This window comes from Sphingobium psychrophilum, assembly GCF_012927105.1.
GTDB lineage: Bacteria > Pseudomonadota > Alphaproteobacteria > Sphingomonadales > Sphingomonadaceae > Sphingobium > Sphingobium psychrophilum.
In genome coordinates this window covers 12,217-35,611 of the sequence record NZ_JABBFV010000017.1, presented here as the reverse complement: position 1 = coordinate 35,611, position 23,395 = coordinate 12,217, and the positions used below count along the sequence as shown (strand labels likewise).

Genomic DNA, 23,395 nt, shown 5'->3' with positions numbered 1-23,395 from the left:
TGCGCCCATTGACGTGCCTTGTTCCGATCCCATGGCCCCGGCGCTTTTTGCGGCCGCCCGAATCCTCGCCGAGCGGCTCGGCCAGGGCGGCGCGATCAGCCGCAAGGCCCTATCCAGCCTGATGCGTGCGCATGTCGGCGGTTCGGACGCCTGCGGCGACTGGTCGATGCGCGACGCCTATGATGCGCTCGAGATCGCCCAGGTCCTGCGCGTGCTCGACGTGGGGAGCAGCCTTGTCGCATGGGACGACCCGGCAAGCGCGTTCGCCGCTCGTGCGGCGCTTGGCCATCAGCTTCCGACCCAGCGCTATCGGTCCGAGCGACAGATCGACCTCCAGCAATTCTCGACCCCGCTTGGCCTCGCCTGGCTCGTCGCCTGCGCCGCAGGGATCGAGCCCACCGATCTTGTCCTTGAACCCTCGGCCGGAACGGGCATGCTCGCGGTCCATGCCAAGGCTTGCGGCGCACGGATGCTCGTCAACGAGCGGGACCCACGCCGCGCAGCCCTGCTTTCGCTCGCCTTTGGGCAGCCCGTCACGCAGCATGACGGCGAGCATATCGATGCGCTGCTTGGCCAAGGCGGGCGTCCGAACCTCATCCTCATCAACCCGCCCTTCGCGCGGTCGCAAAGCCGGGGCCAAGACCCCCATGCCGGCGCGCGTCATCTTCACGCGGCCCTCGAGTGCCTAGCGCCCGGTGGGCGCTGCGTCGCGATCATGCCGCCCGGCTTTGCAAGGAACGGGTCGGGCGCCAAAGGCTATGGAACCGTTGCAGAGCGCGTGCCACCCAGATGGGAATGCACGATCGACGGCCAGACCTTTGCGGCCCACGGAACCTCGATTTCGGTACGGATCATTCTGTTCGACAAGGGTTGGCACGGCAGTGCCCTGCGGCACCATGTAGACAGCCTTGGCGAGGCCGAGGCGCTGCTCGCGACAATCCCTTCGCGACTGAGTGGTCCTGGAGCGACGGTATCGCCGCTGTTGCCGAGGCCCGGCGTGCCGGCCCTGCCACGCGGCTCGGGCGGCGTTTTTGCAGGGCTTAGCGCCACGCGGCCGATCGCACCTACCGCAGCGGTTGATGACGGCGGCGAGCCTGTGCTTCTATCCTACGACATCATCGAAGAGGCGCCCGCGGCGCAGGAACCGATCGGCATCTATGTCCCCTGGCAAATGAAGCGCATGCGCATTCCTGGCGCTGCGCCGCATCCCGATCGCCTTGTCGAGTCGATGGCGATGTCGTCGATACTGCCGCCCGTTCCAAGCTACCGGCCGATGCTTCCGCCGCGCGCGGTCGGGACCCTGTCGGACGCGCAGCTCGAGACCGTCATCTATGCAGGCCAGGCCTTCGAGCGCGATTTGCCCGGGCGCTTTGCGCCCAATGAAGCTGGCACGCTGCTGCACGCCCATGCCGAGGGCGCGACCTACCGCGCGGGCTTCATGGTCGGCGACGGGACCGGCGTCGGCAAGGGACGGCAGATTGCAGCCTGTATCATGGACCAGTGGTGCAGGGGTCGGCGGCGCGCGGTCTGGATATCGAAGAGTGCGAGCCTCCTTGAAGATGCGCGGCGCGACTGGACCGCGCTTGGCGGCCTCGCGATCGACATCCAGCCGCTTGATGCCACGCCGATCAGCCGCCGTCTTAAAATGGAGAGCGGCATCCTCTTTCTCACCTATGCGACGCTGCGATCGCAGCGCGACGATCGTCAGTCGCGGCTCCAGCAGATCCTCGCTTGGCTGGGAACCGATTTCGAAGGCGTCATCGCCTTCGACGAGGCCCATGAGATGGCGAACGCGGCGGGGACGCAGACGATATTCGGGGGGCAGAAGGGCTCCGAACAGGGGCTCGCGGGCGTGCGCCTCCAGAACCTCCAGCCGCGCGCGCGGATCCTCTACAACAGCGCGACCGGCGCCACCGATCCGGCCAATCTCTGCTACGCCGCACGGCTTGGTCTCTGGGGCAATGCTGCGTTCCCAACGCGCGAGGCGTTCATGGCTGCGATCAGCGACGGCGGGATCGCGGCGATGGAGATTGTCGCGCGCGATCTCAAAGCCATGGGCTTCTATACAGCGCGTGCGCTGACCTTCGAGGGCGTCGAATATGATCCGCTCGAGCATCGCCTGACGAGCGAGCAGATCGAGATCTATGACGCCTATGCGGACGCCTGGGCGCTCATCCACCGCAATCTCGATGAGGCGCTCAAGGCCACCGCGATCACCGACCGCATGACCGGCAAGTCTCTGAACGCGCAGGCCAAGGGCGCTGCGCTGTCACGCTTTGAAAGCGCGAAACAGCGTTTCTTCGCCCAGCTCCTCATCGCGATGAAGCTGCCGACGCTAATCGAAGCGGTCGAGTCCGATATGGCAAGCGGCCGACAGGCGGTGATGCAGCTGGTGACCACCGCCCAGGCCATGCTCGACCGGCATCTGGCCAGCCTGTCGGCACAGGAGCGCGCCCATCTCGATATCGAGCTCAGCCCGCGCGAGCTCATGGTTCACTATGTGCAGGCCGCCTTTCCGACCCGGCAGATGAAGATATTCCAGGATCCGTCCGGGGAGGCCCGCTCCGAGCCGATGACGGATGCGGCCGGCAATGCGGTTCATTCCCCCACTGCGCAGCGGGCCCGCGACGATCTTGTCGAGCAGCTGTGCGCCATGCCCGCCATTCCCGGCGCGCTCGATGCCCTTATCGCGCATTTTGGTCCCGACCAGATCGCCGAGGTCACCGGTCGGTCCCGCCGGATCCTGCGCGATGGTAAGGGCCGACAAAGGCTCGAGCGCCGCACGCCAGCCAGCAATATCGCTGAAACCAACGCCTTCATGGCAGGCCTAAAGCCCGGCCTCATCTTCTCCGATGCAGGCGGGACGGGACGAAGCTATCATGCCGACCGAAGCTGCGGCTCGGCGCACAAGCGGCGGGTCCATTACCTCCTTGAGCCGGGCTGGCGCGCCGCTGCTGCGATCCAGGGACTTGGACGCACGAACCGGACCAACCAGGTGACGGCGCCCATCTTCCGGCCAGTGACGACCGACTGCAGGGGCGAGCGGCGCTTTATCAGTACGATCGCCCGGCGGCTCGACAGTCTGGGGGCGCTCACGCGCGGACAGCGACAGACCGGGGGCCAGAATCTTTTCGATCCGATGGATAATCTTGAAAGCGACTATGCGCGCGACGCGCTCCTGCAATGGTATTCGCTGCTGTATCGCGGCAAGCTCAAGAGCACGACCCTCGAGCGCTTCGTCGAAATGACGGGATTGAAGCTGCTGTCCGACGAGGGTGGCGGCCTGCTTGACGACCTGCCGCCAATCCAGCGCTGGCTCAACCGCCTGCTGGCGTTGCGGATCGGGACCCAGAACGCCATCTTCGAGGAATATATGGCGCTCATCCAGGCGCGCATCGATGCGGCGCGCGAGCGCGGCACCCTTGATGTCGGCGTCGAGACCATCATCGTCGAGAAGATCGTGTCGGTCGAAAAGCTGCTTCTGCGCCGCGATCCTGGTACCGGGGCTGAGACCTGGCTTTCCCGCCTCGAACTCCATCGCCGGCGCCGACTGACCTTGCTGGCCGATGTCCAGGCACGCTGGGAGACGTCGCAGCGTGTGGCGTATCTTCGCAATGCGCGGTCCGGGCGGGTGGCGCTGCGGGTCCCATCCTGGTCGATCCTCGACAATGAGGGCGAGGAGATATGCGTCTGGGAGCTGGTGCGACCCGGGAATGCCGAACGCGTGCGCGACGACCGGCTTGCCGAGACCGCATGGGAACCGGTCGGGCGGAGTGAGTTTGCAGCCGCCTGGGCCGTTGAAGTCGCAGAACTGGGCAGCCGCATCGACGTCGAATCAATCAATATCGCTACCGGTCTTCTTCTCCCGGTCTGGAACCGGCTGCCCGACGATGATCTACGCGTCTGGCGGATCGCGGATGCTGAAGGCAAGTCGGTTCTGGGCCGCATCATCTCGCCAGCAGGCCTTGCCAAGCTGGCCTCGGCCTTTGGCATCGACATGGCGCTCGCTTTGTCGCCTGGCGAACTGATCGCGGGTGCGCGAGGGGCGCATGGTGTTCCCATCCCCTGGCTCTCGGGCGCGCGTCTGGCACGGGTGCATGTGAATGATGCGATCCGCCTCGAGATCAAGGACTATCCCGCGGCGCAACTCTCCGCGCTCAAGGCGCTCGGCTGCTTTACCGAGATCATTCAATATCGCACCCGTCTGTTCGTGCCAGCGAACCGCGCTGCAGAGGTGCTGGGCAGCATGCAGGCAGCGCTGGACGAAGGGCCAGCCAGCGCGGCAGCCTGACCGCCCAATCGTTGCGGGCTGCCCGCACTGATCGTCGCACGACCGTGCAGGCAAAGGCCTCATCGCCAATCGCAGGAGAGCTGTATGAACGACCCCAGCATCGAGCAGTGGCGCGCGCTGCTCCTCTTTCGCCAGCGCCATGGCCGGACCTGGAAATCGGCGCTTAGCCTGCACTGGATGAACGGGACCGACGAAAATGATCCCTTGGGCGCTGCGTTGCGCATGGTGCGCAACCAGTTCGGGCCGAGCTGGCTCCACGCGCTGCGGCCCAAGGCGTTTGCAGAGGCCGAGCAGCGTATCGCCTTGCTCGACCGGTTGCCGGTGATGTGCGCGACCTATCATGGAGAGACGGGCGATCCCATCATCCTCAAACGCGGCGAGAGCGGTCACTGGCGGATGCCGGGCGATATGACAGTGGAGCAATTCAACGCCGCCTTCTTGCCTACACCCGGCCAGATTGCCGCGATGGAAGCCGGATCGGTCTTGGGGTGGGACATGCCTTCCGCGGATCCGGCGAATGACGACGCTGCCGGGCGACTGAAGTGCAAGTCCTGAAAAGCTGCGCCGCCTGTGCAACGCAATGCCGCCGTCTGCCTGGGCATTGTTGAATTTGTTCATCAAGCCTGTTATAGAAAACAAGTTCAACGAGGAGGATCGGGATGACCCGCGCTGTTGCCAAATCGGGTGTCGATATCGATCAGATCCTGCGCGATCGGATTTTGGCAAGCACCGACCGAATCATCAAGATGATGCCGCTCGCAGCCAAGACGGCTGCGGCAAGCAGCGTCGATATCGCCTCGCTCGTCTTCAATATTGCAAGGAGCATCCCGGCGGTCGAAGCCGGTGATCCGGGTGAGGCTGAGGATATCACCAATGCCATCGCCTTCAAGCGGCGGATGATCGAGGGGGCCGGCGGCGCGTTCGATGCCGAGGCTGTCCGCCGGCTCCTTGGCCACAAGACCGTGCAGGCGGTCTACAAGGCTGCGCGCGAGCATCGGCTCCTGATGGTCGATGACAATGGATCCAAGCTCTTTCCGGCCTGCCAGTTCGACGGCAATGCGGTTCGCCCAGCCATAGGGCGCATTCTCGCCGCGTCCGCCGATCATGGCGGCTGGGCGGTGCTCCAGTTCCTGGTCTGTGGTGACGAGGCCCTGGGCGATGCGCGGCCGCTCGACCTCCTGGCCGGAAGCGAGGCCGATATCGCGCGGCTTGTGCGCGCGGCGCAGGCGCGCGCGGACTGACCATGGCCGGCTCGACCATGCCGCCGGTTTCGCGCATCGCGGCAGGCCAGCGTCTCTTCCGCGTCCATGCTCTTTCCCGCGGCGCGCACTGGTATGGGCGCAAGGATGCGCAATGGCGCTGGGACGATCCGGACCGGCGCTATGGTGTGCTCTATCTCGGCAAAAGCCTTGTCGGACCCTTTGCCGAGATGATCCTGCGTACGCCAGCCGAGCGCGACATTCTCTGGGAGGTCATAGCGAGCAAGCGCTTTTCCACGTTCATGACCACGCGCGCGCTTCGGCTAGCACGCGTCCATGGTCCAGGTCTCGCCTGGTTCCGGACCACATCTGCCACCGTCTCCGCAGACTTTGATCCGGCCTTGCCGGGAACGCCCTATGAGGCGACCCAGCGTATCTCGGCGATGGCCCATGCCTTTGGCGGGCTCGACGGCATTCAATATCGCTCGCGCCTGGATTCCGACGCGCTTTGCGTCGCGCTGTTCGACCGCGCCGATGATGCGATCAGGCTCGAGACGGAAGGGTGCAGGCTTGAGAAAGACTGGGTGCGCGCGATCCTGCGGCCGCGCGGCTATCGCCTGATCGAGAGCTAAGAGGCGGTATCGGGGTGGGGAGGAAGGGGGAGTGCTGACGTTGGGCTCGCAAGGAAGCGGGTCCAATCTGTCAGCAGGAGACCTCCATGACCGCATTTGTCTCGCTCGACCGGCCCGCCACCGGGGGCTTCAAGGTTGATATCAGCCGCGGCCACAATATCGGCCGCGTCTCGTCCGAATGGTTCAACCGTCCCGACGACGAGCGTTTCCTCTCGCTTGAGACGCTCTACGATCGCGTCCGTGCCCGCGCGGACATCGCCTCGACCCGCATCGTCGAGAGCCGCGCCATTCGCGTCCAGGCGCACAGCGACAACCCCGAGCGTCTGGCGCTTGTCTCGCCAGGCTCGCCGGCCCCGGTTGCGCCCACCCACTGGTCCTTCGGCCAGCTCTGCAGCCTGGTCGGCGCGCCGGCAGGCTATCTGCGCGACCTTCCCGCCGCCCTTGCCGGCATCAATCTCCAGCATGGCCTCATCGCCCATAGGGGTGAGCATGTGAAGCTGCTCGAGACCAGCGATGGCAGGACGGAACTGCGCGCCGTCACCGGTCCCGACTATGGCCGCATCTGGGATCATGAGCTGGTCGAGGCCGTCATGCGCTTTGCCGGAAACGGCACGGGCGACACGCGCTGGAAGGTGCCCGGCATCCTCGACTGGGGCAGCATGGTCTACAACCCCCATGTCGATATCAGCGCCGAGACGACGACCCTTTATGCTTCGGACCGCGACGTCTTCCTCTTCCTCGTCGACGACACCCACCCGATCGAGGCGGGCAAGCTGCCCAATGGCGATCCCGATCTCTATTTTCGGGGCTTTTACTGCTGGAACAGCGAGGTCGGTGCCAAGTCGCTGGGGATCGCAACCTTCTATCTCCGGGCTGTCTGCATGAACCGCAATCTGTGGGGTGTCGAGAATTTCGAGGAGATCAGCATCCGCCATTCGAAATTCGCCGCGAACCGGTTCGCCGCCCAGGCAGCGCCCGCTCTCACGCAGTTCGCAGACTCTTCGCCCGGCGATTTCATCCAGGGCATCCGCGCCGCTCGGGACCGAATCGTCGCGCGCAAGGACGAGGACCGCGAGAGCTTCCTGCGGACCCAGGGGTTTTCGAAGGGCGACACGGCAAGGATCATCGCCCAGGTCCTGGACGAAGAAGGCCACCCGCCCGCCAGCGTCTATGATTTCGTGCAGGGGATCACCGCGCTCGCCCGCACGCGCGCCAACCAGGATTCCCGTCTCGAACTGGAAGGCAAGGCGAAGCGGCTCCTCCAGAAGGTCAACTGAAACAGCGGTACCCGAGCCCGGTGTCCGGGCGCCAGCGCATCTCAGACAACCCTAACATCAGGAGAATGGCGATGACCCATCAGCTGCACCAGCATCCGTGCGCCTATATCGTATCGATCCGGTTTGAGACCGACGGCATTAATTTCGCGCAGGAGCGTTACCGGATCGAGGCATCCGACCCTTGTGAGGCCGCGCGCCTAGGCCGGGCCCGGGCGCGCGACAGCGTCTATCATGATGAGCGCATTCCTGGCCTTCGCCTTGTCGCGCAGGTTGAGGAAGGGGGCCGCACGAGCCGGATGACGATCCCGATCATGATCCAGGCGGGACGCCTGCGGCGCCGGCTTCAGGTGCCCCGGGGCGTAGCGGAAGACGGCGATCTTCGCGGGCCTTGTGCAGGATGAGCGGGATGCCCAGATTTACCTATTCGCGCTGGCGCCATGGCGGCTGATATGTCCACGGCATCCTCTATCCTGGCGGCGCTATCGGCTGCGTGTCGCGCAACTATGCCGATCGACGCTGGCGCATCGTCTGTGACCCGCGTCCGTTCAAACTGCGCCCGACCTTCAGGAGAAGGGGCGATGCGGCGCTTGCCGAATGGCGTCTGGCGGCTGCCGAACGCCAGTCCGGCGCCGGGTTCTGCACGGACTGAGGTGGCGCGACCTTGGTAAAGGGGAGGGGGCGATAGTGGGGCGCCGCAGGCTATGGCGCCTTTCGGTTGCCTGGGAGCTTGTCCATGGAACTTGTCACCCCTGAAATTACGCAAATGCTGCTGGAGAATGGCGCGCGGCTCGTGCGCGAGCCGGATTTCGATCCCTGTCCTGTCGTGAAGTTCTTTACGCCGGACGCGGCATGTACCTGGCTCATCGCCTGGGCCGAGGCTGACGGGCAAGATCTCATGCTTTGGGGGCTTTGCGATCTGGGCCTTGGCTATCCCGAACTCGGGCCTGTCCTCCTCTCCGAGCTGCTGGCAGTGCGCGGACATATTGGACTGGGCGTCGAGCGCGACCCCAGTTTTTGCGCGCGCAAGCCGCTCAGCGACTATTGCGCGCAGGCGATCATCGCCGGGGCGATCCGCACATGAGGCGGGAAGCTGCCAATGACGAGGGCGCGCCGGACCTCTTGTGCAACGCTGCGCATAGTGCGCCCTTCGCGCATGCGGCCCGGGCCCGGCTCGCCTCCTTCCCTCACGCCTATGCGGTTGCGGTCCGTTTGCGCGAGAGCAGCGGCGACAGGCAATATGTGATCCGCACCGCCTGTCCCCTCCAGCCGGTGCGGGTGAGCGTCTCGCCGCCAGCTATGCATGAAGTGCTGATGGCGCTTGTGGTCTGAGCAATGGGGTTGGCTTAATCGCCGGTTTTCAGCCCTGCAGCCTCGAGCGCGTCCCAAAATCGCGTGACAAATTTCTCTGCCCTTCGCGCCGACATCACCGCCAGAGCGTCTATGGGCGTGAGGTGGGTCGTTTGCATGAGCCGCGGCGGCAACAGCCTGCGGTTGAATGCACGGGTCTGAATATGTTGGGCGGCGGCCCTGGCAGCGCCCATGAATGCGCGCAGCTGTTCCGCGCGACCAAGCTCGCCGGCGACCTCGAACACCAGGTTGGGGAAGATGAGAGCCCGGGCGATGCCGGCGATCTGGCTGGAATTGAGCAACAGCTCGGCCATGACCATCGCGGCATGGGTCTGGTCGAGCGTCTCGCTCGTCAGCAGGCGGGCATAGTCGCGCAGGCGGTCATTGGCCGTCCACGCGCTGTCCTGCAGTTCACCTATGACATCGGCGGCGTTGAACTGGACGAAGGCATGATTGGCATCGAAGAGGGCACCTATGATCTGCCGATATTCTGGATGGGTGATCGCCTGCAAACTCAGCGCCACCTGGGCCAGCGGCTGCGTCCAGCAGACCTGTGCGCCGGCCGCCTGCGCGATGACCCGCAAGCCCAGATCATCGGTCAGGAGCGCGCGTCTGGGCGCCAGGGCCGCGATCAGGCTGTCATGATAGGCTGGGTCGAGGTCGGCAATCAGTTCGGCGACACCCTCAGGCAGGGCCTGATCGGATTCGGCGGCCACGAGCGGAAGGCTTTGGGCGAGATCGAGCGCGGACCTGGCGTCGGCGAGCTGCTGCGCAGCAGCCTCTGGCGTCATCTCGATAAAGAAATATCGCTCGCCATCATAGCCGAACGTGCCCGTTTTGCGGCCGCGACGGCCTTCGCGTTCCTCGACCAGCTGCCGCAGCGAATCGATGGTGGACTGAACGATGGCGAGGCGATTGGAGAGCTTGGCGATCACCGCGCTAAGACCCATGCGCGCCCAGGCATAGACGCACAGTGGGTCTACCACCGCGATGCCAGCCTGTGCTCCCGCCCGTCCGGTCGCGAACTCGTCTTCCACGCCCATCGCGACTTTGAGACCAAGGCCGTTCTTCTGCCTGAAATTCTCCCAAATTTCGAAAATATCCGCCCCGCTCAGCCGCGCGAACATGGGGATCGGGATCAAGCCGTCGCGATAAAGGGTCTCGAGCTGCTGCCCCTTATCGGCCCGGTTTCGGGCCATGGCGAACATCTCCTCGAACCGGTCATCGCCCTTGCTCTCGTCGATCGTGAACGAGCCGAACGCAGGATTGTCGGGGAAGAGGGTGGGAAACTGCCGCATGGTCCGGCGAAAGGCGAACAGGGAGGGGGTCTGGATCTCGGCCACCCGATAGCTTTGCGGTCCGACTCCCAGCTTTGTAAACGCGATGCTGTCGCCCACTCGCAGTCCCAGCAGCCTTTTTGCAAATGGCTCGTCGGGGGAGAGCTCGTCCCGTTCCACAGCCGGGGCCGGCCCCGTCTCGATGATTCTGTGCAGTTCCTCACCCGTCGCGTCATTGATCAGGACGACGCCCGCGCCGGCTTGGATCAGCTGGGGCGCCGCCATCGTCACACTGCTGGCGCGGCCGCCCACGATCAGGCCCAGGGCGTAAGCAAGGTGGATCCTTGGATGCCCATAGCCGGTTCGCAAGGCACGATAGCCCAGCGACAGCGCCTTGGTTGCATTACTCAGATAGCGGTCGACCAGCTGCGCGAGGGCGATGAGCTCGATCGGCGTACCCTCGATATCTTCAGATACCCGGTCCAGCCAATCGCGCATCTCGTCGGAGCGGCCGAGGCGAACGAGAAGCTGGATCCAGATGAGCCTGTTGCGCAGCACGTCATGCTGCTGGAGCGCGCTCTCCAACAGCTTGAGCGCCGGTTTCAACAGCCCGGCGCTTTCGTAAATGGCGACGCCGACAGGAAGATAGCCATCCGAGGCGCGTTGCGCAGGTGGGAGCGTTTCGAACAGCCTGCGTGCCTCTTGCCCGCCGGTCCGCAAGGTTGAGCGCCTGGAGCCGGCGTCGCAGCGCGTAATTATCCTGCCCTCCGTGCACGGCCGCATAAAGATCCGCGGCCATGCCATAATGGCCCTGCGCATAAAGGGTCTCGGCCGCGTGCATGCGCTCGCGCAGGCTCAGGTCACCCTGCGCAAGACTGCTGATTTCGCTTGCCAGCTTTGCGCGCAGGGGATCCTCCGCCTCAAGGGCATCGTACAGCACGGATCGCACGACGATCGATCCTGGTCGTTTCGCAATGGCGTCGGTAATGAGCGCCGCGGCATCGGCGCTGCCCAGCATAGCGGCATGGACCTGCATCGCCTCGACGAGCTCGGCCCGTTCGGCCATCGCGGGCTGCCCGACATCGGCCGACTGCATCCGCCCGGCCCAGAGGACCGCGCCGGCGCCATCCTTCAACTGAAGCGCGGCGTGGGTCCTCAACAAGAAAGCGTCGAAGGTCAGCGCGTCCTGCGGCAGCGCATCGAGCGTGGCCGCGACTGCGCGCCAGTCGTCATTGGCTGCAGATCGGCGAGCCGCGAATATAGCGAGCGGCTCATAATGGGGAAAAGCGCCAAGCGCTTCATCGAGAATCTGATCGGCCTCCGCCTCGCGCCCGACGATGCCGAGCAGGCTGATAAGGTTCGCCGAAATATGCCGCCCCTGAAAGCTGGAATCCTGGTCTAGAAGCTTCCTCCATGCTGTCTTGAGGAGCCCGATCGCGCGTTCCACGTCTGCGTGGAGATGGGCAGGCACATCATGGGTGATCCCCAGCCCGTCGAGCGCGGAGAGCGGCTGGACCAGCGCTTCTCCCAGCGTCGCCAGGGCGCGCCAGTCCTCCGGCGCGATTGCAAGAGCCGCCCGCGCATGGGCAAGGTGGCGATCGGCATCGCCAATTTCACCCGACCGCAGCGCCAGACGAAGCTGGATGTCGAGCGTGTCGACAAGCGCGGGTGGGAGCGCGGTTTCGATCTGCGCTATGGGCCGATCGAGCGGCATCGTGTCGATCCAGATGCCTGCATTGCGGACCGACGTCCGGTCGTCCTCGAAAACGGCGCTGGCGATCGGCTCGGCCTCCTCGCGCTTGCCCTCCAGGAGAAGCGCCATCGCCCTGGTTGCCCTGGCGTTGGAGAAATCCGGATGCGCCTCGAAGGCTGCATGGAACAGTGCGATCGCATGGTCTTCCTCGCCCAGCGCATAATGGGCGTTTCCGAGGCTTGCGAGGAGGCGATAGCGCGCGAGCGGACTGGCGGTTGCGTCATGGTCTGCCTGTATCCGCTCAAGCGCCCGGATGGCGGCACGCGGCGATCCGTCGCTGATGAGCTTGCCGATCTCCATGACCTGCGCGGCGAGGGGATCGTCAGGGCTGGTCGCTTCCCGGGATTGCGTGAGCATCCGCGTAGCCCTGCGTATCAGCATGTCCATTTGTGCGAAGCCCGCGGCATTCTGCTCGGCACCAGCGGCGATCTGGCCGATCACGTCGACGGGCGCGAGATCCCGATAATATTTGAGCAGCACTTCCTGATCGTCGGCGACAAAGCTGCGCAGCGTCGTCCAGCCCGTGACCCTGACCTCGAACAGGCCAAGTCTGGCATGAGCTTGGCTAATCTCACGCGCGATTCCCTGGATCGCCTGGTCATTGGGCGCGGTGGTCGCCAGGATGAAGACGTCGAGCGGCGGCTGGAACGTCCGCGCCTTTGCAACCTCGTCCCGCAGCTCGGTTGCCGTGACCGCCGCGCGCAGGTCGCCATCCTTCCCCTTGCACTGGACACCGGTATATTTCTGCTCGACCCTGTCGGTGCCATAGACATCGACGCCTGCCTGCGGCTGCCCCTGGCGCCCATGCAACTCGGCATCGTTGGTCTTCCACAATCTTCGATAGACGTCGAAGGCCAGATTCTCAAAATCCTGCCAGTTTTTAGGCCCTGGCAATTCTCGCGATATGACGGACATCGGCCGAGCCTATATGTTCGCGCTTTGATCTGGAAGCGCGGATTGCCGTCGCATGCCTCAGCAATGCGGAAAGGGCGTGGCGAACAGGCCATGTGCTGGCGTGGGAGAAGGGCAATGGGTGGCGGCTGCCCGCTGCGCGGGCACCGCGGCTCTTATCTCCGCTGCGCTCCGACCGAGCTCCGGCTTCGCCGGATCTCGGCCCTGCCGGGTTGCGATCCGCTGCCGGAAAGGCAGGGCGCGGGCGAGAAAGGAGAGATGAGTCAGCGCGGGCGTGCGAACGGCTTTGGGTGCGTCGGCGCTTGCATCGAGGTCGGCCTCCCGTGCGCTGCGCGCCGGCGCTGGCGCGCGTGGGCGGCGATCGTCCTGACTGTATCGCGTTCATGGCCGCTCGAACTGCCTGCAAAATAGCTTGTGACCGGCGGTATTTACTGGAGGCCAAGACCGTCCTGTCGATGCGGCAGCGTGTCTGGAACGGGCTGAGCGCAGGAGAGTGGAGGGGGCCTTTGGCGGGTGTCGTTTCGGATTGGCCGAGCGACATAGTGTCGAAGGAAAGTCTTATGAACATCGGTGAATTCAAGATCGTCAACGGCCGCATCATCGGCTGGATCGCCACGCGTACGATCGACCTCCCCAAGCTTGGTCTCCGCAAGGTCGACAGCGCCCACGCCATGGCGCCCGTCTTCGAGATACTAGCGCTCAATGTCGGCAACCGCTGGGTGCAGATCGGCGCGCTCTGGGAGGCGGTCGCCAAGAACACGACCGGCGAACTGTTCCTCCAGGGATCGATCGACGATCCGAGCCTGGGTGAGCCGCTCCCGATCGCGCTCTTTGGCAATGAGGAGGAAGGCTATCGCGTCGCCTGGCGGCGCAAGCAGCCGCGCGATGCCTTCGGTCCGAGCCGGAGCGCGGACAGCGGCCGTGACTATGCGCCGCGGGGCGAGGGCGGCTTTGGCGGCAGCACCGCGGGCGATGACGGCGGCCTGATGGAGGCGGGCACCTCCCTCGATCAGGAAATCCCGTTCGCCTGATGGCGTGTCCCCGGGGAGGCCCAGCCCTCCCCGGGGCCTTTCTTCTCATGCCCATGGAGCATCGTCATGACCAGTATCGCAGCGCAGAGCGTGCACCGCTTCGCTGACTTGAGCCAGCTATATTCAGAGATGACCGCCAGCCCCGAGTTCCAGGCCGTGTTCGGAGAGCCGCTTGGCCTCACCGTCTCCGGGCCGGGCGAAGCGCCCGCCGAACTCGACATGCCCGAACCGCTCGCGGTCCAGGCCGATTGCGGGGGCGTCATTGCCTGTCTGTTTGATCTTCTTGGCGACACCCGGCTCGAAGCGCTCGCGCCCGAGATCGCCTGGGGGTTCGTCAACTCCTTCCACTTTGTTGCCAGCAAGCTCGAGCGGCGCGAAGACGGCCTTGCGCGGGAACTGGGCGACCTTGCCCGTTCCTATGATCCAAGCGAGGTCTATGCGCGCGAGCTCGAGGAAAAGCAGCTGCTGTGCCAGACCGTGGCCGAGCAGCGCGCCGCAGTCGAGACGATGCGCGATTTCGCTGCGGAAACCTATCGCGCGCTCTCGGGCTGGCCCTGGTCACCGTCCCGTGGCAGCAAGCCCACGGCGCGCGGCGCAAGCCAGATCGACGCGCTCGATTTCCTGCGCGCCCGGCAGCTTGCGGCCCGTGAACGGCACATGCCCCAGGGCCCCATCGTGGTCTTTTCAGGACCCGCGCTCTGGCATGATTTCCAGCAGATCTGGGACAGGCTCGATGCAATCCACGCGCGCGTGCCGAACATGACGCTCGTCACGACAGGGCAGCGCAAGGGAGCTGACGCGATCGCCGCGGCCTGGGCAGCGCGGCCCGAAAAGCGGGTTCCGCTAGTGACCTACGGGCTCTACGGCACTGGTTCCAAGGTCGCCTTTGCGCGCAACCGCAAGCTGGTCGATCTCGCGCCCGTCGAGGCGCTCCTGTGCGAGGGATCGGGGCTTCAGGCCAATCTCTACCAGCTCCTGCGCGAGGCGGGCGTCCCGATCCACGCCTTCAGGCGCGAGGGCCAGGCACCCGACATAAAGCTGCGCCGGCGCAACGCGGCATAAGGAGGCGGATATGGCTATTCCCGAAGGATATAGGCGCAATTTCGAGACCCTGCTCCGCGCGGCGGAGCATGGCGATCTGGCGCTGCTCGAATGCAGGGACGCTGCAACAGGTGTCCCGCGCTATGTGATCTGTGCGGTCGGACGAGAGGAGAGGGATTATGTGATGACGCCCTTCGGGCATCTTCACGACGGCAATCCCTACAATGCCTATGTACCGCCCGCCTGAGCCGCCCCCAAGCAGGCCTCCAGACCCGCGCAAAGCGCCGCTTGAATTTGGAAAGCATCTTGTCGTCAGCACCGCTCATGTGAGCCTTGCAACCTCGCAGCTTCTGGCGAACTGGGCCAGTCTGCCGGTCGAACTCCAGCCCCTCACGGTGGCCGCCACCTGGTATGGATGGTTCGTCTCGACCTTTGTGGTCGAGGGCGATGATGCTGCGCGCATACCGCCAGAGCTTGCCGAGGTTCAGCGGTTCGCCCGGTCGCTGGACTGTGCCTACATCCTGTTCGACTGCGATGCTGACGAGGTGGACGGGTTGCAGAGCTTCAACTGGTAAGCTCGGCCATTCTCTGGGACGACAGGAGAAGACCAGAGGTGCCCGGGGGCGAGCGCGGTGCCCTCCACATTACCCTGCGGGGGGCATCGAGCCCCCCGCAGGGTAGCTCTTCCTCTCTCTCAAGACGTCCGATTGTGGCACGGGACCGCGTCGGCCTCAAGGACGGCGGGGCCCCACCATTTTCCCTGGCGGAGCGGACGTCGGCGTTTCCTTCCTTGCTCCGCGGCCGCCAGAGAAAATCGTTGCCCCCACCGCCGCGGAGCGGCCGCTTCGCGGTCCTTGACCCCGCCGCTCGGAGCCCGTGCAGGGGGACAAACCTCTTCAGAAAAAGGAGGTTTTCATGACGACCGATACCACCACCGCCGCCCGCTTTGCCGATATCGCCGGGTTCTTCGCCGAGGAGACGAGGCAAGCATCAGACCGCTTCGCCGCCGCCTTTGCCCAAACCGCCGACGCGGTGCGGCTGGGGAGCAGCGACGAGGCTATCACAGCCGACATGCCTGACCCGCTGGCGATGCAACTTGGGGTCGAGTTGATGGTGACGACGCTGTTCGATCTGCTGCGGGACACGCGGCTCGAAGCCCTGTCCGAACGGCTCGCCTGGGGTTTGGTGCACAGCTTCCACAGGCTCGCCGATCAGCTGGATGGCGAGGCCGACAGGGCCGCGCGACAGGTGGGCCAGCTCATCCGCGAAAGCGACGGCGGCGAGATTGCCACGGCCAATCTGGAGGAGGCGCAGGCGCTCTGCCACGGACTCGACGAGGCGCGCGAGGCTATCGCCTGCATGCGCGACCATGGCGCCGATCTCTTCCGGGTCGAGACCGGACGGCCCTGGTCGGCACCACGCGGCACGCTGGTCTCGAGCAAACGCACCGCTTCGGTGATCGCCGCCACCGACTTCCTGGCCGCACGCCGCAACAGGCGCAACGAAGCGCTGGCGCCGCAAGGTCCGGTTGTCATATTCTCCGGGGGACAGCAATGGGAGGATCACGCCCAGCTCTGGGAGCGGCTCGACCAGATCAAGGCACGGGTCCCCTCGATGCTTCTTGCGACGACGGCCCAGGCCAAGGGCTGCGACGCGATCGCCGCTGCGTGGGCCGCGAGCCGGAAGGTGAAGCTCATCGCCTTCACGCTCAATCACCGGCTGGGACAGCGGGCCGGGTTCGCGCGCAACGAGGCGCTGCTACGGTTGAAGCCGGTCGAAGCGATCGTCTGCGAGGGATCGGGAATACAGTCGAACCTCGCGCGGATGGTGCGGGAGGCTGGGGTGCCGGCGCATTTCTTCACGTTGGCAGGCCAGCAACGCCGGGCGGGTTGACGAACGGGGCAGTGGCGCTGGTGGAAGGGTTCGGCCCTCCGCCAGCGCCCTTTTTTTGTGCCTGGGGAGAGTATCGCCGGGCTCAGGGAGCCGGCCTGCTGTCGGCCCCGTCGCCCGGCGATGCGGCGCTTGGAGGAAGCGCCGGCCTCCTGCGCGCGGCTCCGCCGTGCTCGTCGCTGGGACGCCGTTCCGGCGACGTCTGGGTTGTGGCGGCGGTGATAGGCAACGCCTTGAGGGCAGTGATAGCGGCCGCGCCGCCGACCCGGATTGCATGCGTGAGCAGGTCCCTGAACTCGCGCTCGCTCAACTGTTCGACGGCAATCTGAGATATGTGCGCGGCATATTGGGCGCGAAGGGATTGCCGCACGGTGTCGGCTTCCTCGTCGAGTTTGCGGCGATCGGCTTCGATCTTCGCGAGCCGTTCGCGATCGGTCATTTTGGGCATGATGTTTATCCTTCAGCTGAAGGTCTGCCCGCCGCGCTCCACTATTCACATCGGGAGGACATCTGCAATGCGATTTTGGGGCCGGCTGGCGCCGGCGAAGAAAAAGAGCCCCCTGCCGGGGGCAGCCCGCCCTTCCCTGGACGCGGCTGCGCAGCGCGCAAGGCGCTGCGAAGAAAAGACGCACGGCTCGTGGCCGTTTGTAATGCACCGTACGCACGGGTGCTGCGGGCGCGAATCGCCAGCCTTTCTGAGGTTTTTCATAAATTTCCAGTATAACGAATGGTGGCACAGCTGGGTGCCACCGGCACGCTCTGGCTGACCCCACGGGTCCGCGTCCAGCCAAGCGCCTGATCTTCCTTGGCAACCTTTGGCTGCCGTAGAGATGACGCATATTGTCTTGAGATCAGGGCGAAATAGCTTTATTTACGGACGTGCTTCATCACCCCGATCAGGCGTCGAACAGGAGTTCGGCGTGTGGCAAGGGTTACCATCAGATTCAAAGACGCGCTCTATGAGCGTCTCGTCATCGGCGCACGTGCCGCCGATACCAGCGTTGCCGACTATGTTCGCGGCATTCTCGATCGCTATGAAGGCATGGACGCGGGCGGCTATCATGGCCGTTTCGACGAACTGCATGCGACGAACATCCAGGTGTTCGCGATCCTTGCTGCCTATGTGAGCGCCCGTCATCCCGACCTCCTGGCCCGCGGTACGGCCGACGCCCGCAAACTCCTCCTGGAGCGGGGCCTGATCGATCCCGTGGAGGTACGCTCATGAGCATCTTCCGCAACGACACGCTCGGTTCCTGGACAAGAGGCGGACAGGCCATCGTCCATAATGTGCGCATGACGACCCAGGTGTTTATTCAGACCGTGGCGGCAGGGATCGTCCTGTGGGTCGGCGGCACGCTCTGGTATGTTCTGGAGAAAGCGAACGACTATCAGCGCTATGTCGCGTTCAAGATCGTTGAGGCGACCCTTAAAAGTGACGTGCCTGGTGGAGCGCCGCTCCTGTTCAGGGGACCGGAGGGGCCGGAATATTGGACCAACTCCGATACGCTGCTGGAGTCTGGCGTCGCCAAGCAGGCGCTTCGGGCGATGGAGCATCATCTCCTTGTCGGGGCGGCGCTGGTCGGCTGCTTCTCGCTTCTCATGCTATTTTGGGCATGGTTCTATTTTACCAGGACTGGGCGTGGGCTTGGATCCAACCAGTTCCTTCGCGGTGCCCGTTTCGGGACCCCTCGACAGCTACGGCGCCTGCTTTGGCGAAGCCGAAAGGGTAGCTTTGCAATCGGCGGCGTGCAGGTTCCTGACGCGTTCGAGCCCGAACATATTCTGATTTGCGGCGCGCCCGGGACGGGCAAGACCAACATCATCGTCAAGATGCTGGCCGGTATCCGCAAGCAGGGCCGCAGGGCGATCGTCTATGACGCCGCCGGAACGTTCGTTGAGAAATTCTACAAGCCCGGGCACGACATTCTGCTGAACCCGCTTGATGCCAGGGCCGACAGCTGGTCGCCCTGGGTCGATGTGCCGCGCGACTATCATTATGACCAAATCGCCGAGTCGACCATTCCCGACAAGTCCGGCGATCCCTTTTGGGCGAAGGCCGCCAGAGGCACGCTCGTCGCTGTCTTCCGGAAACTCGCGCGCGACAATCGCATGCTCGTTTCGGTGTTGCTCGATACGATCCTGCGTTCCCCCTTGAAGGACCTCGCGACCTTTGCAGAGGGGACCGATGCTGCCGCTTTCATATCGACGGAGGGCGATCGGACGTCGGCCGGCATCCGCGCCGAGCTGGCGTCGGTCATGCGCAGTTTCTCCTATCTCGACGACACGCTCGACGGCTTCTCGATCCGCGACTGGGTCGCCAACGAGGAGGACGACAGCTGGCTCTTCATCACTGTGAAGGCCGATCAGTTGCCCTCGCTTCGACCGCTGATCACGGTCTGGCTCGACATCGCCATCAGCGCGATCATGAGCCTCACGCCCGATCGCGCCCGGCGTCTTTATTGCGTGATCGACGAACTGCCGACCCTTCAGAAGCTGCCTTCGCTCTCGGACTTTCTCGCCCGCGCCCGCAAATATGGTGGCTGCGGCATATTGGGGTTTCAGAGCTACCCGCAGCTCGAGGCGACCTACGGCATTCAGGATGCAGCCGCGATCACCGGATATTGCTCGACATGGGTCGCACTGCGGGCGAACGACACGCCAACCGCCAAGCATGTCTCGGAAAATCTGGGACAGGTCGAACAGGTCGAAGCCAATGAAGGCATGTCCTACGGCGTGAACGATATGCGCGACGGGGTAAACCTCTCGCGTATGCAGGTGACCCGCCCGCTCGTTATGCACACGGAGGTGACCAATCTTCCCAACCTGACCGGCTTCCTTCGCTTTGGTCGCGACCTTCCGGTTGCCCGCTTCAAGGACAGTTACAACCGATCTCTTACCTGCTTTCCGGCGTTCGAGGAGCGGACCGCACCCGCCGTGCGATTGTCCCCAGTCTTGGCGGCCCAAGAGCGGGACGTCCCCAAAGACCCGAAGCGGAAGCTGCGACCTTCCAGCAAAGCCGTCGCGTCGCCCGAACTTCCTCTCGATGCCGAGATACCGCTGCGCGCAGATGTTCCGCCTGCATCTGAACCAGGGGCCGCACCGCAGGAACATCTGCCATCCACATCGGGACCGGAGCTGTTGGGGCGTTCCTCCGGCTTTGGCCTCACCCAGCATGGCCGAAGGGGCGGCATGCGTAGCGCGTCGAGGCCGGCATGATGCATCCCAGACGTCTGACCGGCACGGCCGGCAACATAGCGCGCTATTATGCGATCGGCGATTATTACACCAAGGGAGGGACGGAAGGTTCCCAATGGGGCGGCGGCCTTGCAGAGGAGCTTGGGCTTTCCGGCGAGGTCGATCCGAAGACCTTCGAGAGTCTCCTTCGCGGTGCGGTTGCGGGCCAGCAACTGGGCCGACACCGCGAGGGTGGGATTGAGCATCACCCGGGTTGGGACTTCGCTCTGAGCGCGCCAAAATCTGTATCGGTGATGGCCCTTGCGGTAGGGGATGCGCGGATCGCCGATGCCCACGAACAGGCGGTCAGCGTCGCCCTCTCCTGGCTTGAGGAGCAGGCGCAACTTCGTCGGCGAGAGGATGGCCGCGTGCTGCACGAAACGACCGGTCGGCTCCTGTGGGCGCGGTTTACCGAAAATGCGAGCCGGGAGCTCGATCCGCATCTCCATACCCATGTGGTGGTCCTCAACATGACCAACCGGGCGCGCGATGCTCCCATGGCGAGCCTGGAAACGCGGGCCATGTATAGCGAGCAGATGAGCGCGGGGCAGATCTACCGCAACGAGCTGGCGCAGGGCCTGCGAGCGCTCGGCTACGAAATCGCCGCCGACCCCCGCCGGGGCCTGTTCGAGATCCGGGGCGTACGCCCGCAGTTGATCGCGGACATGTCGCAGCGTGCCGAACAGATCGATGCCCATGCGCGTGAGCACGGCCTGGAAGGACAGGCCGCGCGGCGAAAGTCTTTCTATGCGACACGTGGCCCAAAGGAGAAGATCGGCCTTGAGACGCTGCATCTCCAGTGGCGAACGCGGCTGGGCGAACATGCGCCCGCGCTCGACAGCCTGCGGGCGGAAGCGGAAAAGGGTGGCGAACGCATCTTCCCTCTCGCACCTGCAGAAGCGGCACGCGCAGCCCTGTTCGGCCTTCGACAGACCGAAGGCCGAGAGGCGGTCAATCCGCTTGGCCGGTTGATCACAAGGGCTCTTGCGCCTCATGTCGGCGAGGTCCGCTTTGGCGACGTTCGCCCGCTCCTCGAAGGGCATGAGGCGGGCCGCAAATTGCTCGCGACCCGGGAGCAGACCGGCGATCAGATCCTGAACCGCGGACGGACGACGCGCCGCTCGGTCCGCTTCGAGCAGGCCCTGGCGCAGCATCTCGCTCTCTCGATCGAAGATGGCCAACCAATCGCATCTTCCGATCGCCTGCTCGGCGTGCTCGAATCGGCCGGATTGTCGCCCCTGCAGGAGCGAGCGCTCGTGAACCTGGCGTTGAGCCGCGACCGGGTCACAGGCCTTCACGGCGTAGCGGGTGCGGGTAAATCGATGCTGATCGCCACACTGCATCGGGGTGCCGAGCCGGGGGCAACGCTCCATGCCCTGGCGCCCACCTCATCAGCTGCGGCGAACCTTGGCGACACGGCCGGCATCAAATCCCGGACCGTTGCGAGCCTTCTTGCCGAGGGCGGCTATGGCCTGTCTGGGCGCGACGTCCTGGTGCTGGACGAAGCGGGGCAGCTCGGTAACCGACAGGCGCTGCGGGTTCTGGAGATCAGCCGCAGAACTGGCGCCCGGCTCATCCTCCTGGGTGACAACAAACAGACCGGCGCCATCGAGCAGGGCAAAGCCTTCTGGTTGATGCAGCAGCTCGGCATGCCAACGGCGCAGCTCACCGAATCGCGGCGTCAGGAAACGGCGCGGATGAAAGATGCCGTCACAAGAGCACGGGCGGGCGACTATGCTGGCTCGCTCGAACAGCTCGACAAAGTAGTGTCTGGCGGAGACGCGGAATCGCTCGCTAAGGGCTTGGTGGCCGAGTGGACGCGCCTGCGGCCAGAGACCCGAGCCAGCACCAACATCCTCGTTCTGGACAATGCGACCAGGCTGATCGTCAATACGCAGGTACGCGAGACGTTGCAGCGTGAGGGGGTGGTGGCTGCGCAGGATGCCCGGCTCAATATCCTTTCGCCTGCCGGCCTCACCGAGCAGGAGAAGCATCTCGCCCGCTTCTACACATCCGGTCAGGTTGTCACATTCAGTCGCGATCAGGCCGAGGCCGGGCTCGCCCGCGACACCGAATATCGGGTGCTGGTCATCGTGCGCGATGAGCGCGGCCGACCGCAGGTCCGTCTCGTCGATGAACAGGGTCGCATCGTTCGCTGGGATCCGCGGCTCACCAAGGGAGGACAGGTCAACATCTTCGTCTCCGAAACGCGAAGCCTTGCCCAAGGCGATCGCATTCAATGGCGGCTTGTCTCCCATGAACTGGGCATCAAGAACGCCCAACGCGGTACGGTCGAAGCACTCGATGGAAGTTTGGCCACCATCCGGTGGGACAAAGGTGATCGCGCCCAAACGATCGATCTCTCGCGGCACAAGAGTTGGGACCATGGTTACGCCGAAACAATCTATGCGGCGCAGTCCAGAACCTATGCGCGGGTCTATGTTCTGGCCCCGCTCGGGTCACCACTGGTTACCGGCCAGAACTATTATACGGCAATCACCCGTGCGCGGCTGGGCGTCAAATTGTGGACCCAGGACAAGGACAGGCTCGTTGAAAAACTCGAGCGGTCGTCTGGCGAGAAGACCTCTGCGCTGGAAGGACTGGGCCGGATCGATCGCGACAGGGCGGACCGGTTCACTGAACGGGAACCGGCGCGGATCGAGGAGATGCGACGGGCGCAACAGCAAGAGCGACGGCAGAATAGCGATCGCTTGCTGAGCGCGAGGCTGCACAGGCGAGCGAGCGGCAGGAGAGGGCTTGGGGTTCGGCTCGCCACAAACGCCAGAAGCCTGGCGGAGGCGCTGGACCGGCACCTTAACAGCTTGCTGGATCGCACGGGGCCTGCCGAACGGCAAGCGGATCGCAGCGAGGCCAAGCTGCCTCAGGGAGGTCGTCATGGGATCGATCGCTAGAAACTGGCTCAACTCTGCGGGCCTGCTGTTTACGATTTTAGCTACCGTCGCGCCCGCCCATTCACGATCCCACTTTCCCGACGAAGCCGTCCGGATTGGCGCTTGCATCAAATCAGCATCGCGAGGCGCTCTGTGGCTTGAACGCACTTTGTGGGCCCTGCGCGATCAGGAGGGCGGCTGGATCGGAGCCGCGGTGTCAAACACCAATGGAACGCATGATCTGGGACCACTACAGATCAATAGCTGGTGGGTGCCCAGGATTGCCAAAGCGATCGGGCGCGATGATGCGCAGGTTCGTATCTGGTTGCAATTCGATGCCTGTTTCAATGTCGAGGCGGCGCGCTGGATATTCTTGTCGGGGCTGACGGTCACCGGCAATTACTGGAAGGCCGTCGGCATCTATCATAGCCCGATCGACTGGCGGCAGCGCCGTTATGCGCTTAGTGTGTCAGAGCATCTGCGTCGACGTTTCGGCGAGCATAGTTTTGCACGGCAGGCCTCAAAGATCCAGCAAGTGCCGTGACGCAACGGGGCATCTGCGGGGTGTCGAGTGGAGGAAGCTCTTTTCTCCGACGCAAATTAGGGTATCTTGAAAGAGC

Annotated in this window: 20 protein-coding genes; 18 read left to right on the top strand and 2 right to left on the bottom strand. The window is 64.5% G+C overall.

Annotation, left to right across the window (positions count from 1 at the left end; all coding sequences use genetic code 11):
* The first annotated feature begins 31 nt into the window (after nt 1-31).
* The 8 genes from HHL08_RS18900 to HHL08_RS18865 all read left to right on the top strand — a co-directional run bounded on the left by HHL08_RS18900 (nt 32) and on the right by HHL08_RS18865 (nt 8,728).
* Nucleotides 32-4,291: a strawberry notch-like NTP hydrolase domain-containing protein gene (locus HHL08_RS18900; RefSeq protein WP_235955143.1), complete on the top strand. Its 4,260-nt coding sequence runs from the start codon at nt 32-34 to the stop codon at nt 4,289-4,291.
* An 84-nt stretch (nt 4,292-4,375) separates the two neighbouring features.
* Nucleotides 4,376-4,846, top strand: a complete 471-nt coding sequence (locus HHL08_RS18895) for a hypothetical protein (protein WP_169574584.1) — start codon at nt 4,376-4,378, stop codon at nt 4,844-4,846.
* A 104-nt stretch (nt 4,847-4,950) separates the two neighbouring features.
* Nucleotides 4,951-5,532: a hypothetical protein gene (locus HHL08_RS18890; RefSeq protein WP_169574583.1), complete on the top strand. Its 582-nt coding sequence runs from the start codon at nt 4,951-4,953 to the stop codon at nt 5,530-5,532.
* A gap of 2 nt (nt 5,533-5,534) precedes the next feature.
* The gene (locus HHL08_RS18885) at nt 5,535-6,122 is read left to right on the top strand and encodes an RES family NAD+ phosphorylase (protein ID WP_169574582.1); all 588 of its coding nucleotides are present in this window, start codon (nt 5,535-5,537) and stop codon (nt 6,120-6,122) included.
* A gap of 86 nt (nt 6,123-6,208) precedes the next feature.
* The gene (locus tag HHL08_RS18880; protein WP_169574581.1) at nt 6,209-7,399 is read left to right on the top strand and encodes a DUF932 domain-containing protein; all 1,191 of its coding nucleotides are present in this window, start codon (nt 6,209-6,211) and stop codon (nt 7,397-7,399) included.
* 71 nt (nt 7,400-7,470) lie between these two features.
* Nucleotides 7,471-7,800: a hypothetical protein gene (locus HHL08_RS18875; protein WP_169574580.1), complete on the top strand. Its 330-nt coding sequence runs from the start codon at nt 7,471-7,473 to the stop codon at nt 7,798-7,800.
* A gap of 332 nt (nt 7,801-8,132) precedes the next feature.
* Nucleotides 8,133-8,480, top strand: coding sequence for a DUF2958 domain-containing protein (locus HHL08_RS18870; RefSeq protein WP_408021794.1), 348 nt, complete (start codon nt 8,133-8,135; stop codon nt 8,478-8,480).
* Nucleotides 8,477-8,728: a hypothetical protein gene (locus HHL08_RS18865; RefSeq protein ID WP_235955142.1), complete on the top strand. Its 252-nt coding sequence runs from the start codon at nt 8,477-8,479 to the stop codon at nt 8,726-8,728. The genes HHL08_RS18870 and HHL08_RS18865 overlap by 4 nt, the downstream gene beginning before the upstream one ends.
* Nucleotides 8,729-8,742: 14 nt before the next feature.
* Here HHL08_RS18865 and HHL08_RS18860 read toward each other — a convergent pair whose 3' ends face one another.
* Nucleotides 8,743-10,629, bottom strand: coding sequence for a PIN domain-containing protein (locus HHL08_RS18860; RefSeq protein ID WP_169574578.1), 1,887 nt, complete (start codon nt 10,627-10,629; stop codon nt 8,743-8,745).
* Entirely contained in the window at nt 10,583-12,691 is a 2,109-nt protein-coding gene (locus HHL08_RS18855; protein ID WP_169574577.1) for an ATP-binding protein, read from the bottom strand. The genes HHL08_RS18860 and HHL08_RS18855 overlap by 47 nt, the downstream gene beginning before the upstream one ends.
* A 557-nt stretch (nt 12,692-13,248) precedes the next feature.
* Between HHL08_RS18855 and HHL08_RS18850 the strand changes: the two genes are divergently transcribed.
* The 10 genes from HHL08_RS18850 to HHL08_RS18805 all read left to right on the top strand — a co-directional run bounded on the left by HHL08_RS18850 (nt 13,249) and on the right by HHL08_RS18805 (nt 23,319).
* Nucleotides 13,249-13,719 carry a DUF736 domain-containing protein gene (locus HHL08_RS18850; protein ID WP_169574576.1) on the top strand — a complete coding sequence of 157 codons (471 nt, stop codon included), beginning with the start codon at nt 13,249-13,251 and terminating at the stop codon, nt 13,717-13,719.
* Between the two features lie 66 nt (nt 13,720-13,785).
* Complete coding sequence (locus tag HHL08_RS18845) at nt 13,786-14,781, top strand: SLOG family protein (protein ID WP_169574575.1); 996 nt, start codon at nt 13,786-13,788, stop codon at nt 14,779-14,781.
* A gap of 10 nt (nt 14,782-14,791) precedes the next feature.
* Nucleotides 14,792-15,007, top strand: a complete 216-nt coding sequence (locus HHL08_RS18840) for a DUF6117 family protein (RefSeq protein WP_169574574.1) — start codon at nt 14,792-14,794, stop codon at nt 15,005-15,007.
* A complete protein-coding gene (locus HHL08_RS18835) occupies nt 14,991-15,335 on the top strand; it encodes a DUF5983 family protein (protein ID WP_169574573.1) in 345 nt (114 codons plus the stop codon). Before HHL08_RS18840 ends, HHL08_RS18835 begins: the two co-directional genes overlap by 17 nt.
* A gap of 340 nt (nt 15,336-15,675) precedes the next feature.
* Nucleotides 15,676-16,653, top strand: coding sequence for a DUF2493 domain-containing protein (locus HHL08_RS18830; RefSeq protein ID WP_169574572.1), 978 nt, complete (start codon nt 15,676-15,678; stop codon nt 16,651-16,653).
* A gap of 271 nt (nt 16,654-16,924) precedes the next feature.
* Nucleotides 16,925-17,374 (top strand): hypothetical protein, encoded by a 450-nt coding sequence (locus HHL08_RS18825; RefSeq protein WP_169574571.1) that lies wholly within the window; start codon nt 16,925-16,927, stop codon nt 17,372-17,374.
* 198 nt (nt 17,375-17,572) lie between these two features.
* The gene (locus tag HHL08_RS18820; protein WP_169574570.1) at nt 17,573-17,875 is read left to right on the top strand and encodes a hypothetical protein; all 303 of its coding nucleotides are present in this window, start codon (nt 17,573-17,575) and stop codon (nt 17,873-17,875) included.
* The gene (locus HHL08_RS18815) at nt 17,872-19,866 is read left to right on the top strand and encodes a type IV secretion system DNA-binding domain-containing protein (protein WP_169574569.1); all 1,995 of its coding nucleotides are present in this window, start codon (nt 17,872-17,874) and stop codon (nt 19,864-19,866) included. The genes HHL08_RS18820 and HHL08_RS18815 overlap by 4 nt, the downstream gene beginning before the upstream one ends.
* A complete protein-coding gene (gene mobF / locus HHL08_RS18810; protein WP_169574568.1) occupies nt 19,863-22,796 on the top strand; it encodes a MobF family relaxase in 2,934 nt (977 codons plus the stop codon). The genes HHL08_RS18815 and mobF overlap by 4 nt, the downstream gene beginning before the upstream one ends.
* Entirely contained in the window at nt 22,780-23,319 is a 540-nt protein-coding gene (locus HHL08_RS18805) for a lytic transglycosylase domain-containing protein (RefSeq protein ID WP_235955141.1), read from the top strand. Before mobF ends, HHL08_RS18805 begins: the two co-directional genes overlap by 17 nt.
* Nucleotides 23,320-23,395 lie beyond the last annotated feature (76 nt).